The organism is Arthrobacter sp. NtRootA1, assembly GCF_019976975.1.
GTDB classification, from domain to species: Bacteria; Actinomycetota; Actinomycetes; order Actinomycetales; family Micrococcaceae; genus Arthrobacter; species Arthrobacter aromaticivorans.
In genome coordinates this window covers 863,001-879,409 of the sequence record NZ_AP024630.1, presented here as the reverse complement: position 1 = coordinate 879,409, position 16,409 = coordinate 863,001, and the positions used below count along the sequence as shown (strand labels likewise).

The 16,409-nt window shown below is 62.5% G+C and carries 13 protein-coding genes; 11 read left to right on the top strand and 2 right to left on the bottom strand.

Annotation, left to right across the window (positions count from 1 at the left end):
• Positions 1-92 precede the first annotated feature (92 nt).
• The 5 genes from LDN90_RS04195 (at position 93) to LDN90_RS04175 (ending at position 6,807) form a co-directional block, all read left to right on the top strand.
• Positions 93-1,595 carry a trehalose-6-phosphate synthase gene (locus LDN90_RS04195; RefSeq protein ID WP_216926957.1) on the top strand — a complete coding sequence of 501 codons (1,503 nt, stop codon included), beginning with the start codon at positions 93-95 and terminating at the stop codon, positions 1,593-1,595.
• A complete protein-coding gene (otsB, locus tag LDN90_RS04190) occupies positions 1,585-2,388 on the top strand; it encodes a trehalose-phosphatase (RefSeq protein WP_216926956.1) in 804 nt (267 codons plus the stop codon). The genes LDN90_RS04195 and otsB overlap by 11 nt, the downstream gene beginning before the upstream one ends.
• A 229-nt stretch (positions 2,389-2,617) precedes the next feature.
• Entirely contained in the window at positions 2,618-3,700 is a 1,083-nt protein-coding gene (gene ugpC, locus LDN90_RS04185; RefSeq protein WP_223948027.1) for a sn-glycerol-3-phosphate ABC transporter ATP-binding protein UgpC, read from the top strand.
• Between the two features lie 93 nt (positions 3,701-3,793).
• Complete coding sequence (locus LDN90_RS04180) at positions 3,794-5,395, top strand: beta-N-acetylhexosaminidase (RefSeq protein ID WP_223948026.1); 1,602 nt, start codon at positions 3,794-3,796, stop codon at positions 5,393-5,395.
• Positions 5,392-6,807, top strand: coding sequence for a DUF4032 domain-containing protein (locus tag LDN90_RS04175; protein ID WP_216926953.1), 1,416 nt, complete (start codon positions 5,392-5,394; stop codon positions 6,805-6,807). The genes LDN90_RS04180 and LDN90_RS04175 overlap by 4 nt, the downstream gene beginning before the upstream one ends.
• Before the next feature lies 1 nt (position 6,808).
• On the opposite strand, the gene LDN90_RS04170 is transcribed toward LDN90_RS04175, so the two are convergent.
• Together LDN90_RS04170 and LDN90_RS04165 are read right to left on the bottom strand one after the other, a co-directional pair.
• Positions 6,809-7,510, bottom strand: a complete 702-nt coding sequence (locus tag LDN90_RS04170; RefSeq protein WP_223948025.1) for a GntR family transcriptional regulator — start codon at positions 7,508-7,510, stop codon at positions 6,809-6,811.
• Between the two features lie 34 nt (positions 7,511-7,544).
• On the bottom strand, positions 7,545-9,011 hold the full coding sequence (locus LDN90_RS04165; RefSeq protein ID WP_223948024.1) for a chlorohydrolase family protein: 1,467 nt from the start codon (positions 9,009-9,011) through the stop codon (positions 7,545-7,547).
• Positions 9,012-9,141: 130 nt separating this feature from the next.
• Here LDN90_RS04165 and LDN90_RS04160 point away from each other — a divergent pair, with 130 nt between their 5' ends.
• The 6 genes from LDN90_RS04160 to LDN90_RS04135 all read left to right on the top strand — a co-directional run bounded on the left by LDN90_RS04160 (position 9,142) and on the right by LDN90_RS04135 (position 16,397).
• Positions 9,142-10,197, top strand: a complete 1,056-nt coding sequence (locus LDN90_RS04160) for an ABC transporter permease (protein ID WP_223948023.1) — start codon at positions 9,142-9,144, stop codon at positions 10,195-10,197.
• A gap of 43 nt (positions 10,198-10,240) precedes the next feature.
• Positions 10,241-11,965: an ABC transporter substrate-binding protein gene (locus LDN90_RS04155; RefSeq protein ID WP_223948022.1), complete on the top strand. Its 1,725-nt coding sequence runs from the start codon at positions 10,241-10,243 to the stop codon at positions 11,963-11,965.
• A gap of 81 nt (positions 11,966-12,046) precedes the next feature.
• Complete coding sequence (locus tag LDN90_RS04150) at positions 12,047-13,048, top strand: ABC transporter permease (protein ID WP_216926949.1); 1,002 nt, start codon at positions 12,047-12,049, stop codon at positions 13,046-13,048.
• On the top strand, positions 13,045-14,100 hold the full coding sequence (locus LDN90_RS04145) for an ABC transporter ATP-binding protein (RefSeq protein WP_223948020.1): 1,056 nt from the start codon (positions 13,045-13,047) through the stop codon (positions 14,098-14,100). Before LDN90_RS04150 ends, LDN90_RS04145 begins: the two co-directional genes overlap by 4 nt.
• 8 nt (positions 14,101-14,108) lie before the next feature.
• Positions 14,109-15,131 carry an oligopeptide/dipeptide ABC transporter ATP-binding protein gene (locus LDN90_RS04140; RefSeq protein WP_223948019.1) on the top strand — a complete coding sequence of 341 codons (1,023 nt, stop codon included), beginning with the start codon at positions 14,109-14,111 and terminating at the stop codon, positions 15,129-15,131.
• A gap of 36 nt (positions 15,132-15,167) precedes the next feature.
• Positions 15,168-16,397, top strand: coding sequence for an amidohydrolase family protein (locus tag LDN90_RS04135; protein WP_216926946.1), 1,230 nt, complete (start codon positions 15,168-15,170; stop codon positions 16,395-16,397).
• Positions 16,398-16,409 lie beyond the last annotated feature (12 nt).

Here is a 16,409-nt window from a genome sequence, read left to right as displayed (position 1 = left end):
CGCGCAAAGACCCGGTTGTTGAACGATCAACTGCCGCACATGATTCCGCCGGTAGGCTGGGAGGTGAGTCACAGCAACCCCAGGGAGCAGTAATGCAGGATTTGGCAAGCGAAAAACTCAAGACGGAAGACGGCGTTAGGGCCTCTCCCACCAGGAAGCCAACGGCGAGCAAGTTCGACTTCATGGTGGTGTCCAACCGCCTGCCCGTTGACCGCTGCAGCACGGATGGCAACGGCGATGGTGGCGGAGGCTGGCGGCGCTCCCCGGGCGGCCTGGTTACTGCGCTTGCACCGATGATGACAAAGTCCGACGGCGCGTGGGTGGGCTGGCACGGAGCCCCGGATGAAACCGTGCGTCCTTTCAGCCACGAAGCGATGGATCTTGTCCCGGTCCAGTTGAGCAGCCACGACGTCGAGCTGTATTACGAGGGCTTCTCCAATGCGACCATCTGGCCGCTGTATCACGATGTCATCGCCCCACCGGAGTTCCACCGCACCTGGTGGGATTCGTACCGCCAGGTCAACAAGAAGTTCGCAGACGCCGTCATCCGCCATGCCGCGGACGGCGCAACTGTGTGGGTCCAGGACTACCAGCTCCAGCTGGTTCCGCGCATGCTCCGCGAGGCACGGCCTGACCTGAAAATCGGCTTCTTCAACCACATTCCTTTCCCGCCGCCGGAGATTTTCGCCCAGCTGCCATGGCGCCGCGAGATTATTGATGGCCTGCTGGGTGCGGACCTGCTGGGCTTCCAGCGTCCCAGCGACGCCGGCAACTTCATGCGCTCTGCCCGCCGCTTCCTGGGCGCCAGCGTCAAGCAGCAACAAGTGCACGTAAAGGGCCCGGACGGCGAGGTCACCCACATTGCCCGGGCACAGGCCTTCCCTATTTCCATCGATGTTGACCAGATCCGGGAGTTGGCAGGGAGGCCGGACATCATCGAGAGGGCCAAGCAGATCCGCAAGGACCTGGGCAATCCGAAGACCATCCTTCTTGGCGTGGACCGCCTTGACTACACCAAGGGCATCGGCCACCGCCTGAAGGCCTTCGAGGAACTCCTGCGCGAAGGCAGCATCAAGGTGGAGGACGCCACCCTGATCCAGGTAGCGAGCCCCAGCCGGGAACGCGTGGAGCAGTACCGGCTTCTGCGTGAAGAAATCGAAGGCACCGTTGGCCATATCAATGGCACCTACGACACCATCCAGAACACTGCCGTCCGCTACCTGCACCACAGCTACCCCGTTGAAGAAATGGTGGCGCTGTACCTCGCCGCGGACGTCATGCTGGTCACGGCGCTGCGCGACGGCATGAACCTGGTGGCCAAGGAGTATGTGACGGCCCGTTCCGAGGACGACGGCGCGCTGGTCCTGAGTGAGTTCGCCGGCGCTGCCGACCAATTGAAGCAGGCGCTCCTGATCAACCCGCATGACATCGATGGCCTTAAGTCCGCCATTCTCCGGGCGGTTAACCTCTCCCCCAAGGAAGCCCGCCGCCGCATGAAGCTGATGCGCAAGCAGATCCTTGACCACGACGTCGATCATTGGTCAGCGGAGTTCCTGGCCGCCCTCGAGGAGAAGGTAGTGCGCGATGACAGCTGAGCAAACGCCCCTGTCTTTGTCCCCGGAACTGTTGGACGCCATTCGGCGTATCGCCGGCACGGAGCAACTCCTGGTGGCCTTGGATTTCGACGGCACCCTCTCCCCAATCGTGGACCATGCCGATGACGCCCGGCCCCTTCCGCGTTCGGCTGCGGCTTTGGAAGCCCTTGCTGAACTGCCGCGCACGACGACGGCACTTATCTCGGGACGCGCCTTGGACAGTTTGCGCCTGGTCGCCTCGCCTCCTGTGAACACGTTGCTGATTGGCAGCCACGGCGCGGAGGTATGGCTGGGCGAAGGGTCACTGGGCTTGGAGTTGGATGATGAACAACGTGCACGCCTCGCTTCAGTACGTGACGTCCTGGCCGGCATCGTCAACATCGCGCCGGGGACGTTGCTCGAGGACAAGCCCGCCGGAGTCGTCCTTCACACTCGGCTTGCCGACGACGACGTTGCCGAAGACGCGGTAGAGGCCGCCATGCGGGTTCTGCGTGAGCATCCCGGAGTGTACGTAAAGACCGGCAAACGCGTGCTGGAGACCTCCGTTGTCCATGCCTCCAAGGGCGAGGCAGTGGAGTTCCTCCGTCAAGCAACAGGCGCCACGGCCATTCTGTTCGCCGGCGATGACGTGACGGATGAGGACGCCCTGGGCAGGCTGATGGGCGAGGACGTCGGCATCAAAGTCGGCCTGGATTTCACGCAGGCAGAGTACCGGGTGGAAGCCCCGGTGCACGTTGCGGAACTGTTGGAAACGCTCCTGCGGGAGCGCCGCCGAGTCACGGCGGAAGCATAAGCCCCGTCACCGCGGAAGCATGGAGCAGGATCAACATCACATGTGACGTTCGTAACATTTAGGTAGTAAGTCCAAAAGTCTGACATACTCTTGGACGTGATGTGACGCACAGTACCGTGCGACGTCACACGATCCTCCCCGGCCAATGGCCGGGGAGTTCAACTGAAGAAAATGAACCATTCACAACGGATCGTCCGGCACGTACCTGCCGGTGAAGGGATTGATAACTGTGGCTACAGTTACTTTTGATAACGCTACGCGTCTGTACCCGGGCACAGATAAGCCCGCCGTCGATAAGCTCAACATCGACATCGCCGATGGCGAATTCCTGGTCCTCGTTGGACCTTCCGGTTGCGGTAAGTCCACCTCCCTGCGAATGCTCGCAGGACTTGAGGATGTGAACGCCGGCCGTATTCTGATCGGTGACCGCGACGTCACGGATGTTCCGCCGAAGGACCGCGACATCGCAATGGTCTTCCAGAACTACGCTCTTTACCCGCACATGACTGTTGCGGACAACATGGGCTTCGCGCTTAAGATCGCAGGCGTCTCCAAGGAAGAGCGCGCCGAGCGTGTTCGCGAAGCCGCCAAGCTTCTCGACCTCGAGCAGTACCTGGACCGCAAGCCGAAGGCACTCTCCGGCGGTCAGCGCCAGCGTGTTGCCATGGGCCGCGCAATCGTCCGTAACCCCCAGGTCTTCCTCATGGACGAGCCCCTGTCCAACCTTGACGCCAAGCTCCGTGTCCAGACGCGTACGCAGATCGCATCCCTGACCCGCCGCCTCGGCGTCACCACGGTTTACGTGACGCACGACCAGGTTGAGGCCATGACCATGGGTGACCGCGTCGCAGTCCTCAAGGACGGCCTGCTCCAGCAGGTTGACACCCCGCGCAACCTCTACGACCGCCCGCAGAACGTCTTCGTCGCAGGCTTCATTGGCTCCCCCGCCATGAACCTGCTGGAACTGCCGGTCGTCGACGGCGGCGTCCAGTTCGGTGGCACGGTTTACCCGGTCAAGCGCGACGTCCTCGAAGAAGCACACGGACAGACGGTCACCGTTGGTTCACGTCCGGAAGACCTCGAGACGGTCGGCCACGGCGAAGGCCTGCAGGTTGAGGTTGACGTCGTCGAAGAACTCGGCGCCGATGCCTACGTCTACGGCCACACCATCCTGGATGGCAAGAGCCACGACATCGTTGCCCGTGTTGACGGCCGCCGCCCCCCGATGAAGGGCGAGTCCATCTTCGTTCATCCGCAGTCCGGCCACGTGCACCTGTTCGACACCAAGACGGGTCTGCGCCTGGGCGACTAGTCCCCACCGGCACCTGAATCCGCATCGTGACAGCGGCCCGACCCTTCCCGGGTCGGGCCGCTCTCGCGTTAACCATTCTGCAGAAAGAACGGCATGAACACGACGGATAACCTGATCCCCCGGCCCGTACACGTCGCGCCATCGGACGGTCAGGCCTTCACGCTTGCGCCTACGGCACGGATCGCGGCAAGCCAGGCAGCTGTCCCGGTCGCGGAGCAGCTGGCGGTGCTGCTTCGCCGCGGCACTGGTTTCGCTCTTCCCATCGTCGAGACGGCCAATGCCGGCGACATCACCTTGGATTTAGTTGAAACGCTCGACGGCGGTCCGGAAGCCTACCGGTTGACTGTCACCAATGCCGGTGCCCGCCTCGCGGCAACAACTCCCGCGGGCCTCTTCAACGCAGTCCAAACACTCCGCCAGTTGCTCCCGCCTGCCGTTGAACACTCCCTCACAGGCGCGGACGATTCGAACACCAGCACCGACGGCACCTGGGTGATTCCCGCCGTCGAGATCAGGGACGCGCCCAGGTTCGCCTATCGCGGACTCATGCTCGATGTCGCCCGGAACTTTTTCACGGTCGAAGAGGTGAAGCAGCAGATAGATGTCATGAGCCAGTTCAAGCTCAATGCCCTGCACTTGCATCTTACGGATGACCAAGCCTGGCGCATCGAGATCCAGGCGCCCAAGGAGAATCCGTCGGACTTGGACTATGGGAACCTCACCGCTATTGGGGGCGCCGTGAACCACCCCGGTATCGGCCTCACTCCCGGGCACTCAGGTTTCTACACGCAGCAGGACTTCAGGGAGATCCAGGCGTACGCCGCTGCGAGGAACGTGCTGATAGTGCCGGAGATCGACCTTCCCGGACACGTCAATGCGGCCTTGGCAGCGATCCCGCAGCTCAACCCGGATGGTATGGCCAAGCCCATGAATGCGACCGGCGAGGTCGGCTACTCCACCTTGGACGCAGCACTGCCTGCCACCTACGAGTTCGTTCGTGAAGTGCTGGGCCAACTCGCTACCATCACGGATGGTCCGTACCTCCACATCGGGGGCGATGAAGCCCACGTCACCGGCCACGACAACTACGTCACCATGGTCCGGGAGTTTGCCCGGATCGGAGCGGAAACCGGCAAGACCGTGGTGGGTTGGAACGAATACGCCGGCGTCGAACTCCCGCAGGGGTCCGTGGTGCAGTACTGGTTCGGTGATTTCTCCCCGGTTGTCCAGCAGGCCGAAAGCGGCAGCTCCAAGGTCATCATGTCCCCGGCCGCGAAGACCTATCTGGACCAAAAGTACGATCCCAGCAGTCCCATCGGCCTTGAGTGGGTGGACGGCGGGCCGTTCACGTGGTCCGAGTACTACCACTGGAATCCCGCCCAAGGTGGCCTGCAAGATGACAAGGTCCTCGGCGTCGAAGGCCCGCTGTGGACGGAGACCGTCCGCAACAACCAGCAGGCCTATTGGCTCCTGTACCCCAGGGCAGTTTCCCTGGCGGAAGTGGGCTGGTCGCCGCAGGACGCGCGGGACGTTGGTGACTTCCGACGTCGGCTTGGTGCCTTGGGTGAGCGCCTCGCAAGGCAGGGCGTCACGTTCCAGGCAGCACCGGACATCCAGTGGTCTGCGATGCCCGAATATCCCTTTACCGCAGCAATGAACGCCAACACCGGCGAGTACGGAACAATTGAGGCATGAGCGAGCAAAACGGAGCCCAGTGGCACGACGAACCGACCGACTACGGGCAGATCGGCAAGCTCCCCAGGACTGAGGCGGCCAGCGCGCAAGACACAGCACCACCGGCCAGCGTCATCGGTTCCCTTAACATCACCGCCGCCGCAGCGGATCCGGAACTGTTGGACCTGCCGTGGCACATTGCGCTCGAGGACTGGCCGGCCGAGAACCTCGCCGCCCTCCCCCGCGGTATCTCCCGGCACATCGTGCGTTTCGCGCACTTGGGTGGATCGGTCATTGCCATCAAGGAAACGTCCGAGCACGTTGCCCGCCACGAGTACCACATGCTCCGCAAGCTGGCTCGGCTGGACGTTCCGTGTGTCGAGCCCGTGGCCGTCATCACCGGCCGGACCACAGCCGACGGCAAACCCCTGAACCCGGTGTTGGTCACCCGGCATTTGAAGTTCTCCATGCCATACCGGGCACTTTTCTCGCAGATGCTTCGCAAGGACACGTTGACGCGCCTCATCGACGCCCAGGCGTTGCTGCTTGTCCGCTTGCACCTCATTGGCTTCTATTGGGGCGACGTCTCGCTTTCCAATACGCTGTTCCGTCGCGACGCCGGCGCGTTCGCTGCGTACCTTGTGGATGCCGAAACCGGCGAGCTTTACCCGGACCTGTCCATGGGCCAGCGCGAGTATGACCTGGAGATCGCCCGCGTCAACATCGCTGGTGAACTGATGGACCTCCTGGATGGCGGGCTCATCGAGGAAAAGGTCGATCCGGTGGCTACCAGTGAGCTCATCATGGACAGTTACCGCAGGCTATGGGCTGAGCTGACGGAAAAGGAATCCTTCGAACTCGGCGAGCGCTGGCGCGTGGGCGCCCGCATCCGCCGGCTCAACGAGCTCGGCTTCGACGTCGAGGAATATGCCATCAAGACCACGGCGGATGGTTCAACCATCCAGCTGCAGCCAAAAGTCGTCGACGCCGGCCACCACCAACGGCGCTTGCTGCGCCTCACCGGATTGGACGCCCAGGAGAACCAGGCACGCAGGCTCCTGAACGATATGGACCAGTTCAGGGCGGACAACAACCCTGACCTGGACGAGGAAATAAGCGCCCACGCATGGGTCAGCCAGATCTTCGAACCGATCGTACGGTCTATTCCCCGGCACCTTGCCGGGAAGTTGGAACCAGCCGAAGTAGTGCACGAGGTCCTGGAGCACCGCTGGTACATGAGCCAGAAACAGGATCGCTACATCCCGCTGGCCGAGACTGTGCAGTCCTACCTGGACACTGTGCTGCAGCACCGCAGGGACGAGGCTGCCATCATGTTGAACCCTGACACCGAGCTGCTCAAGATCCTTGAGGTTGAGGTGGAGGAGTCAGGCCGGTACGACGAAGTGGACGAGTACCCGGACGCGGACGACTAACTCAGGGTTCCAGGGTCTCCGCGAGGCCTGCCAGCACGGGTTCCCGGCCGAGCTCAATGTGCGTGTACGCCAGCGAGTAGGCCAGGTCCGGCCGGCCTTTCAGGATGGCGTTGCACAGCTCTTTGTGTTCGTCCCGTTGGAGCTCGTTGCTGCGGTTGTGTGCCAATCCGAAGATCCAGCGCATGCGGCCAAACAGCGGCTTCACGGACTCGATGAGCAGCCTGTTGCCGGAGAGACGTACGATTTCGGCGTGGAGCTCGGCACTGATCAGCGCGACGTCGTCTGCGCGGTCCTCGTCGATGGCGGCGTTGGAGGCTTCCATCAGTTCCTCGAGCCTGCCACTGGAATGGCCTTCGGCAACGCGGGTGGCAGCCATCCTCGCGGCGAACGTTTCCAGGCAAAGGCGGACGTCGAAGAGCTCGTTGACGTCGGTGAGCGTGAGTTGCCGGACCACTGCGCCGCGGCGCGGGAAGGTGGCCACGAAACCGTCCTTCTCCAGGCGTTGGATGGCTTCGCGGACCGGGATCCGGGAGACGCCGTACATCTCGGACAGTTCCCGTTCGCGCAAACGCCCACCCTGCGCGAAGGTGCCCGTGACGATTCCCTCCAACACCAGTTGGTAGACGTGCTCCGCGCGGGCCTCGTCATCGCGGCCATTTCCGGTTTCCGGCATCGCCTCAGCCACTGTCAAACTTCCCTTCATGCCAGCGTCCGCTCCATTCGCCGGCCGGCGCCGGTCAGCGTTCCAACCGAGCATACACGGGTGGAAACAGCTCGTCGGAGGGGCGGTTCAGGCCATCCCTGAGTGTGTAGGCCTCACGCATCCTGGCGAAGAGTTCCTGGGCCTTTCCCCGCCAGTAGTCCAGGTCCACTCCCTCTATGAGGCCGTCGGCCATGATGGTCCGGCCGGCCACCACTGAAAGCACTGCCTGGCGTGCTGTTCCGTTGAGCGTGAGGGTCCTTAGTGGGTCCTCGTGAACGCCGTCGCGGATGTCTCCCAGGGAGAAGGCCACCATGTCTGCCTGGGCCCCGGGCTCCAACCGGCCGAGATCGGTACGTCGCAGCGCCCGGGCTCCTCCTAGCGTGGCGGCGTCGAAGTATCCGGCGAGGTCGCCGGCGTCGTTGCTGCCTGCCAGGATCTTGCCCAGCTGCACGCCTGCATCGATGCCCCGGACCAGGTCCGGCGGGAAGGAGTCGGTGCCCAGGGAGATGTTGATGCCGGCTGCTTTGTATGCGTTAAAGGAATCCAAGGTGCTGCCATAGCGCATGGATGTCAGAGGGCAGTGGATGATGCTGGCGCCGCTGTCTGCCAGCCGGGCAAGGTCGCCGCGATCCTCTCCGAAAACGGCGGGGTTGCGGTCCGTGTAGGTGGCATGCGGGATCAGCAAGCGTTCGTTGAGCATGCCCACTTGGTCCAGGAGCTCCAGGGGCGTGACGCCATGCCGGTCCAGGATGAGTTCCCGTTCCACGAGGCCTTGGAGGGAGTGCAGGCGAACCAGGACGTCGTGCTCTTCTGAAGCCGCCGCCGTTGCTTTGAGCAGTTCGATGTCCAGGGTCTCGATGCGGCATGGAAGCAGGACACCGGTGATTAGCGGGTCGTTCAGCTCTGTCGCATGGTCAATGAAGCGCAATGCGTCCGCCAGCCCCTCACGGCCACGGCCGGCGTCGAACATGACCGAGCGTTCGCCGTTCTTCAACACCACATTCACGCCCGAGCGGTATGCGGGCCCAAGGTAGCCACGCAAGCCGAGCCGTCGACTGGTCTCCGCCATCCCCACGAGTTCCTCAAAAGGCTCCGCCCACTCGGAATGGACCTCCGATGCAATCGGCATGTAGGTGGTGATGCCATGAAGGACCAATTGGATAAGGGCGTACTCGCGGATCTGTTGGCGTTCCTCAGCGGTAAAGACGTCCGCGCGGCGGTTGCGGAAGTAGTCCTCGGACCATTGGTGCCCCTTTGCCTGCTCCGGCCCGGCCCAGCTGTCCAGGATGAGGTGGTCGATGTCGGTGAGGGCATCGAGGTCGATCAGCCCTGGCATCAGGAGTGCGTCACCCAGATGATGTTCTTCAGTCACCGGCCCCGTGTAGTCATGGCCGACGTACTCAATGGTGTCGCCGCTATAGACCACGCAGGCATCCTCCAGCAGCACGTGCTGCCCTTTGTTGTGCCCCAGGACGTAGCGGGCAGTTGCCTTTGTGGGCACGTGAACTCCTTTGTTCGAACAAAATAGCTATCTGGTATTCCAAACAGTACATTATTTGTGATTTACATCGCATCGATCCTGATCTAGTCTAGTTTGGTATACAAGAATCGCGGAGTCAGCTCCCTGGATCATGAAACGAGCACAAGCGTTGACCCAGCTACAGTCCATCGAACCGAATACCGGCAGTCCGCCGCCCACTCCGGCAACCTCGCCTGAGGGCAAAGCAGCCGCACCCGCCGAGGCACGCTCCCTGCTCGCCACGGCGTGGATGAGGATCCGGCGGAGCAAGATCGCACTCCTGAGCCTGTGCGTCGTGGTGGCCATCATGCTGTTCGCCATCCTTGCCCCCGTACTCAGCGCGATGTCTGGCAATGACCCCTTCACGTCCAACACCAGCCCCGAGGTACTGGACGACTTCCAGACGCCTGGCCTGCCGCTTCCCGGCTATATGTATCCGTCCGACGAGCACTGGTTGGGCGTTGAGCCCGGCTTGGGCCGCGACCTTTTCGCCCGGCTCGCCTACGGTGGCCAGGTTTCCCTCACCATCGCCCTGCTGTCCACTGCCGTTTCCGTAGTTCTAGGAACAGTACTCGGTGCGGCTGCGGGCTACTTCGGTGGTAAGACGGACGCCGTCATCAGCCGCATCATGGACCTGTTCCTCGCATTCCCGCACCTTCTCCTGGTGCTCTCCCTGACGCCCATCCTGCAATCCCGGCTCCGGGATACACCGCTGGGCGAAGGCAGCTTCCTGCCCATGGCCTCCCTGGTGATCATCCTCGGATTCTTCGGGTGGGCTTATCTGGCAAGGATTGTCCGCGGCCAGGTCCTGAGCCTCCGGGAACGCGAGTTTGTGGAAGCGGCCCGCTCCTTCGGTGCCTCCCACTTGAGCGTCTTGTTCCGCCAGATCATCCCCAACGTCATGGGAGTAGTCCTGGTGTACGCCACCATGTTGATCCCCACCAACATTTCTGCTGAAGCAGCCCTTTCCTTCCTGGGCGTCGGCGTCAAGGACCCCACACCGTCGTGGGGCCAAATGCTGAACGCGGCGCAATCCGGCAACTGGTACCTCAGCGATCCGTGGTTCCTTGCTGTTCCGGGCGTCATGCTCATTGTCACCGTCCTGGCGTTCAACCTCCTGGGCGACGCCGTCCGGGACGCGCTGGACCCCAAGGCTTCCCGCCACTAACTTCCAACATCTCCCTCCACCCAACCCCTTCAAGAGGAGCATCATGAAAACCCCCACGAGAGCACTGGCGCTTTCCGTGCTGATTGCCATGGCCGCAACAGGCTGCGCCGCCGGCCAGAACCAGCCCGGCAACACCAAGTCCGCAGAATCGGTCACGGAGCTGGCACCCAACGTGGTCAAGACCGGCTTCAACACCAAGGGCGGCAACCTCAACGTCCTGATGTCCTCGGACTTCCAGACCCTGGATCCCGGCAACAGCAACTACGTCCAGACCGCCAATGTGGGCCAGTTGTACTACCGGACCCTGACCATGGCCAAGGAAACCGCAGGGCAACCCCCAACAGTGGTCCCTGACCTCGCAACGGACACCGGCAAAGTTTCCGACGATGGCCTCAGCTGGACGTTCACGCTCAAGGAAGGCGTTAAGTTTGAGGACGGAACACCCATCACCTCCGCCGATATCAAGTACGGCGTGGAACGCACCTTCGCGCAGGATGTCTTCACCCAGGCGCCGCAAGAGTTGAATTCAGCGCTCGACGCCGGCGGGTACAAGGGGCCGTACAAGGATCCTTCCGCGTCGCTTCAGGCGGTTGAAGCGCCGGATGACCGAACCATAGTCTTCCATCTGAAAAAGCCGTTCGCTGAGTTCCCTGCGTTGGCGTCCCGCTCCAACACGGCGCCGGTACCCAAGGCCAAGGACACCAAGCTGGACTACACCAACCATCCTGTGTCTTCGGGGCCTTACATGGTGGAGTCCTACAACCGGGGCAAGTCGCTCAAACTGGTCCGCAACCCGCACTGGGACGCCGCCACGGACCCCAACCGCACTGCCCTTCCGGATACCTTCAGTTTCTCCCTCTCCACCTCGCAGGCAACCATCAGCCAGCAGCTGTTGGCTGACTCGGATCCAAATGCCATTACGCTCGATTCCAACGGCGCTCTGCAGACCTCGGATTCCGCCAAGCTGGCCGATGCCAAAGTCAAGGATCGCGTCGCATCCGGCCTCCTGGGCTGCAACGATGTCCTCAGCCTGAACACGGAAAAGATCAAGGACCCGGACGTCCGCAAGGCAATCGCCCTGGCTTTGGACCGCCAATCAATCCTGGTGCAGTACGGCGGACGACGCTTTGGCGAGATCACGCAGAGCCCGCTCAACTCCAAGATGCGTGGTTACGTCGAGACGGAGCTGGAGCTGGATCCTGCGGGCAAGCCCAAGCTGGAAGAAGCCAAGAAGCTCCTTGAAGGCAAGGACTACCCCAAGACCCTCACGTACGGCTACGCCAACAACCGCGACGCCTTCAAGAACACCGGCACCGTAGTCCAGCAAAACCTCAAGGCCCTGGGCATCGATGTTGAGCTGGTGGCCATTCCGGCGCCGAACTACTACTCGGTCCTAGCCAGCGAACAGCTTCCGGACATGGGCCGCTCCGGCTGGTGCGGTGGCGCCGATCCGGCCTCCGTCCGTACTTCAGCAGACCCCTTGCTGGGACCGAACAACGAAGGCACCAGCTACGGCTTCTCCAACACCTCCCGCTACTTCGATCCCGTAGTTTCCAAGACGATGTTTGATCTGCGCAACACGGACGGCACTTCAGAAGAGCTTGGCAAGAAGTGGTCCGAGGCGTTCGGCACTGCCCTGAAGACGTACCCCATCGTCCCGCTCATCCGCAGCCACACCAACAGCGTGGTGGGATCCAACGTCCGCAACGCCCAGGTGGGCTACTTCTTCGGCGGCATCGACCTCTCGATCGTCGGCGTCGAGCACTAACCGGACTTCGACAACACATCGGCATAGTCCAGAAGGAGAAGCGGGCCGCCTGCTCCCAGCGGGCGGCCCGCAACCACCACTATGATGACTTTCATTCTTCGCAGGACCGGATCGTTGGTCCTGCTGCTCGCCGCAGTCAGTTTCATCACTTTCACGCTCTTCCAGCTTGGCCCCTCGGACCCCGCGGCCGCCGCCTGCGGACAGGAATGCACTCCTGAACGCGTGGCCGAGGCCCGCGTTGCCCTGGGCATGGACCAGCCCTTCTTTGTCCAGTACATCGACTACATGCGTGGCCTCTTCTCGCCCCGGATGATCGGTGCGCCCGGAGCCCAAACGCTCTGTGAATGGCCATGCTTGGGCAAGTCTTTCCAGACCAATGAGAGTGTTGCGGACATCATCGCCCGATCGCTCCCCTACACGTTCTCCATGGCCATTGGGGCACTCATCCTGTGGACCATCACCGGCGTCGGCTTGGGCCTTCTCGCCGCGCTGCGCAAGGGTTCGCCAGTGGACAAGTTCATCGTGGGCGCAGCGTCGGTGGGCGTATCGCTGCCCATCCCGGTTACGGGCCTGTTCCTGCTGCTTCTCTTCGTCAACCAGCTACACCTTCTGCCGTTCACAACCAACGAGATCAATAGCCCCTTTGGTCCACAGGGACCGGGCGCATGGGTGGCGAACTACCTGCTGCCATGGATCGCATTGGCCGTGCTGTTCAGCGCCTCCTACATCCGTGTCACCCGGACCAACATGATCGAGACATTCGGCGAGGACTTCATCCGCACTGCCCGCGCCAAGGGCCTGGCACCACGGACCGTGACGTTCAAGCACGGCGTCCGCGCCGGGATCACGCCCGTTGTCACCATGCTTGGCATGGACATCGGATTGCTCCTGGGAGGTGCCGTCCTCACCGAGCAGATCTTCTCCGTTCCCGGCCTGGGCTTCACCGCAGTGCACGCCGCAATTTCGGGTGACCTGCCCGTCACCATGGCCATCACCATGTTGGCCGCGTTCTTCGTCATCGTAGCCAATGTTGTGGTGGACCTCGCCTATGCCGCCATCGATCCCCGAGTGAGGCTCCAATGACCCACACACCACTCACCCAACCGCTCTCCCGGCCTGCGCCGGATCACGGAGCGAGTGCCTTCCTGGACGTCCGCAACCTCTCCGTGAAGTTCCCCACGGACGACGGTCTGGTCTCCGCCGTAAACGGGATGGACTTCACCCTGGAGCGGGGCCAGACCCTTGGCATCGTCGGCGAGTCCGGCTCAGGAAAGTCCGTCACCAGCCAGGCCCTCATGGGCCTCCTGAAGGGCACCTCGGCCCAGGTCACGGGCCGGGCGATGTTCCAAGGCAAGGATCTGGTCACCCTCCCGGAATCTGCCATGCGCCAACTCCGCGGCCGCAACATCGGCATGATCTTCCAGGATCCGCTCTCCGCGCTGCACCCGTTCTACACTGTTGGACACCAGATCGCGGAGGCGTATCTGGTCCACAACAAGGCCAGCAAAAAGCAGGCCCGGACAGCCGCCGTCGACATGCTGGGAAGGGTGGGTATCCCCAGTCCTGAGCAGCGTTTCGACGAATACCCGCACCACTTCTCCGGCGGAATGCGCCAAAGGGCCATGATCGCCATGGCACTGATCTGTGAACCGGAGCTACTGATCGCTGACGAACCCACCACCGCGTTGGACGTGACAGTGCAAGCCCAGATCCTGGACCTGATGTCTGAGCTCCAGGAAGAAACCAATTCTGCGCTCATCCTCATCACGCACGATCTCGGCGTCGTGGCCGAAGTATGCGACGACGTCCTTGTGATGTACGGCGGCCAGTGCGTCGAATCGGGTCCCGTGGATGAGATCTTCTACGACACCCGGCACCCCTACACTTTGGGCCTGCTCAATTCGATGCCCACCCTGAACGGCTCCGCGAGCCAGCTGAACCCCATACCCGGTCAGCCGCCGTCACTCCTTGACCTGCCCCAGGGCTGCATCTTCAGCGCCCGGTGCCAGTACGCCGAACTGGTGGGCGACGGCGTCTGCGCCAAGCAGCGCCCTGAACTGACGGTGGACGACGGGCATGGCAAGCGCTGCCATCTGAGCGGGCCGCAGATCATCACCATCCGGAATTCGCGTTAGGACCCGCCATGGAACATCAACCAATTCTCCAGGTGGAGAACCTCCAGAAGCACTTTCCGCTCAAGGGCGGCCTCCTGCCCGGGGCTCCCAAGCGATCGGTCAAAGCGGTCGACGGCGTCTCCTTCAGTCTCGCTCGAGGCCAGACTTTGGGACTCGTGGGTGAGTCCGGTTGCGGCAAGTCGACCACGGGCCGCATGGTGGCACGGCTTATGGACCCGACAGGGGGCCGAATCGTGGTGGATGGCGTCGACATCAGCCAGCTTCGCGGGCGGGACCTTTACAACTTCCGGCGCAAAGTCCAGATGATCTTCCAGGACCCGTTCGCCTCCCTAAACCCGAGGCAGACAGTGGGTACAGCGATTGCAGCTCCCATGGTGGCGCAGAAGATCAATCCCCAGGGCGGCCTGAAGAACCGGGTCAAGGAACTACTGGACCAAGTGGGGCTCAAACCTGAGCACTATAACCGGTTCCCGCACGAGTTCTCCGGTGGGCAGCGGCAACGCGTCGGAATTGCCCGGGCCATATCCCTGAACCCATCGGTAATTGTTTGTGACGAGCCCGTATCCGCTTTGGATGTCTCCGTTCAAGCCCAAGTGGTGAACCTGTTGCAGCAGATCCAGCGCGACACCGGAGTGTCCTATATCTTCATTGCCCACGACCTCTCCGTGGTCCGGCACATTTCCCACGACGTCGCCGTGATGTACCTTGGCAAGATCGTGGAACAAGGACCGCGGGATGAGCTCTTCCGGAACCCCTTACACCCTTACACCAAGGCCCTGCTCTCTGCAGTTCCCCTGCCGGATCCCCGCGCAGCACGCGGGCAAGTGAAGATCCGGCTCCGGGGAGACCTCCCATCACCGGCCAATCCGCCCAGCGGTTGCGTCTTCCGGACCCGCTGTCCGCTGATCAGCACTCTTCCCGAGGAACAGCGCCAACGCTGCATCAACCAGATTCCCACGCCTGCCCAGCCGGCTGCGCCCGCCTGCCACCACACAGGTATGGCAGCAACGGTCCTGGCCGGCGTGCAATAGATGCAGGCAACAGATTCACGAGTAAAGGAGCATCCATTGAATACCCTGATCCGCGCCGTCCGTCCTTGGGGGAACGCGCTCAGCGACGTCACTCTTGTCGCGGGAGAAGCAGGCGGCAAGATCACCGCCGTCGAACCGCATGACCCTGACCGCGTCGTTCCCGAAGGCGCGACCGTTGTGGAAGGCCGCGGACGCTTACTGCTGCCATCGTTCTCCGATGTGCACGTGCACCTGGATTCCACCCGGATCGGCCTGCCATTCCGCGAACACACCGGCGGTCCCGGTGTATGGACCATGATGATGAACGACCGGCAAAACTGGCGCAGTGCCGAGGTGCCGCTGCAGGATCGTGTCAACGACACCCTGGGCCGGATGATCGCCCGTGGTACTACGCGTGTTCGTTCTTATGCTCAGGTGGATGTGGACTGCAGGCTGGAGCGTTTCGAAGCCGTTGCTGCTGCCAAGGAGAAGTTCGCCGGTCAGGCCTGGGTGGATATCATCGCGTTCCCGCAGGCTGGCTTGCTCCTTGAAGACGGGACGGTGGAGCTCATGGAGGAGGCGCTGAAGGCCGGCGCCAACGTCATGGGCGGGATTGACCCTTGCACTTTGGACAGGGATCCGGCGAAACACCTGGACATCGTGTTTGGCTTGGCTGAGAAGTACCAAGTGCCAATCGACATCCACCTCCACGAGCCCGGCGAACTGGGCGTCTTCAGCACCGACCTCGTTCTGGAACGCACGCGGGCGCTCGGCATGCAGGGCAAAGTCACGATGTCTCACGCCTACCAACTGGGCAGCGTGAACGAGGCCACTACGCGCAGGCTCATTGATGCCTTCGCGGAACTTGACGTGTCCATGGCTTCGGTTGCCCCCGCTGCCGCAGGCCAGCTGCCCATCCCGCTCCTCACCGAGGCTGGGGTGCGCTACGGATTGGGCGAGGACGGCCAGCGCGACTACTGGTCCCCCTACGGCAACACGGACATGCTGGACCGCACCTGGCAGCTGGCATTCACCCATGGCTTCCGCAAGGACGAGTTGATCGAGCACTGCCTGGCCATCGCCACTATTGGCGGGGCGAGCATCCTTGACCCCAGCGCTACCCGGCTGAAGGACACCGCCCACCGTCCCGGCGTCGACGTCGGAGATCCGGCCGAACTGCTCCTGGTGGACGGCGAGACGGTAGCTTCCACGGTGATGGACCGGGGCAAGGACCGCACCGTGATCCACGCCGGCAAGGTGGTAGCCGACCAACTGGAACTGCTCTAGCTGCTACGAAAC

Bases quoted from the DNA above. Each gene is read 5' to 3' on its own strand.
- LDN90_RS04195 (WP_216926957.1), top strand. From the start codon at position 93: ATGCAGGATTTGGCAAGCGAAAAACTCAAGACGGAAGACGGCGTTAGG.
- otsB (WP_216926956.1), top strand. From the start codon at position 1,585: ATGACAGCTGAGCAAACGCCCCTGTCTTTGTCCCCGGAACTGTTGGAC.
- LDN90_RS04180 (WP_223948026.1), top strand. From the start codon at position 3,794: ATGAACACGACGGATAACCTGATCCCCCGGCCCGTACACGTCGCGCCA.
- LDN90_RS04175 (WP_216926953.1), top strand. From the start codon at position 5,392: ATGAGCGAGCAAAACGGAGCCCAGTGGCACGACGAACCGACCGACTAC.
- LDN90_RS04170 (WP_223948025.1), bottom strand. From the start codon at position 7,510: ATGAAGGGAAGTTTGACAGTGGCTGAGGCGATGCCGGAAACCGGAAAT.
- LDN90_RS04160 (WP_223948023.1), top strand. From the start codon at position 9,142: ATGAAACGAGCACAAGCGTTGACCCAGCTACAGTCCATCGAACCGAAT.
- LDN90_RS04155 (WP_223948022.1), top strand. From the start codon at position 10,241: ATGAAAACCCCCACGAGAGCACTGGCGCTTTCCGTGCTGATTGCCATG.
- LDN90_RS04150 (WP_216926949.1), top strand. From the start codon at position 12,047: ATGATGACTTTCATTCTTCGCAGGACCGGATCGTTGGTCCTGCTGCTC.
- LDN90_RS04145 (WP_223948020.1), top strand. From the start codon at position 13,045: ATGACCCACACACCACTCACCCAACCGCTCTCCCGGCCTGCGCCGGAT.
- LDN90_RS04140 (WP_223948019.1), top strand. From the start codon at position 14,109: ATGGAACATCAACCAATTCTCCAGGTGGAGAACCTCCAGAAGCACTTT.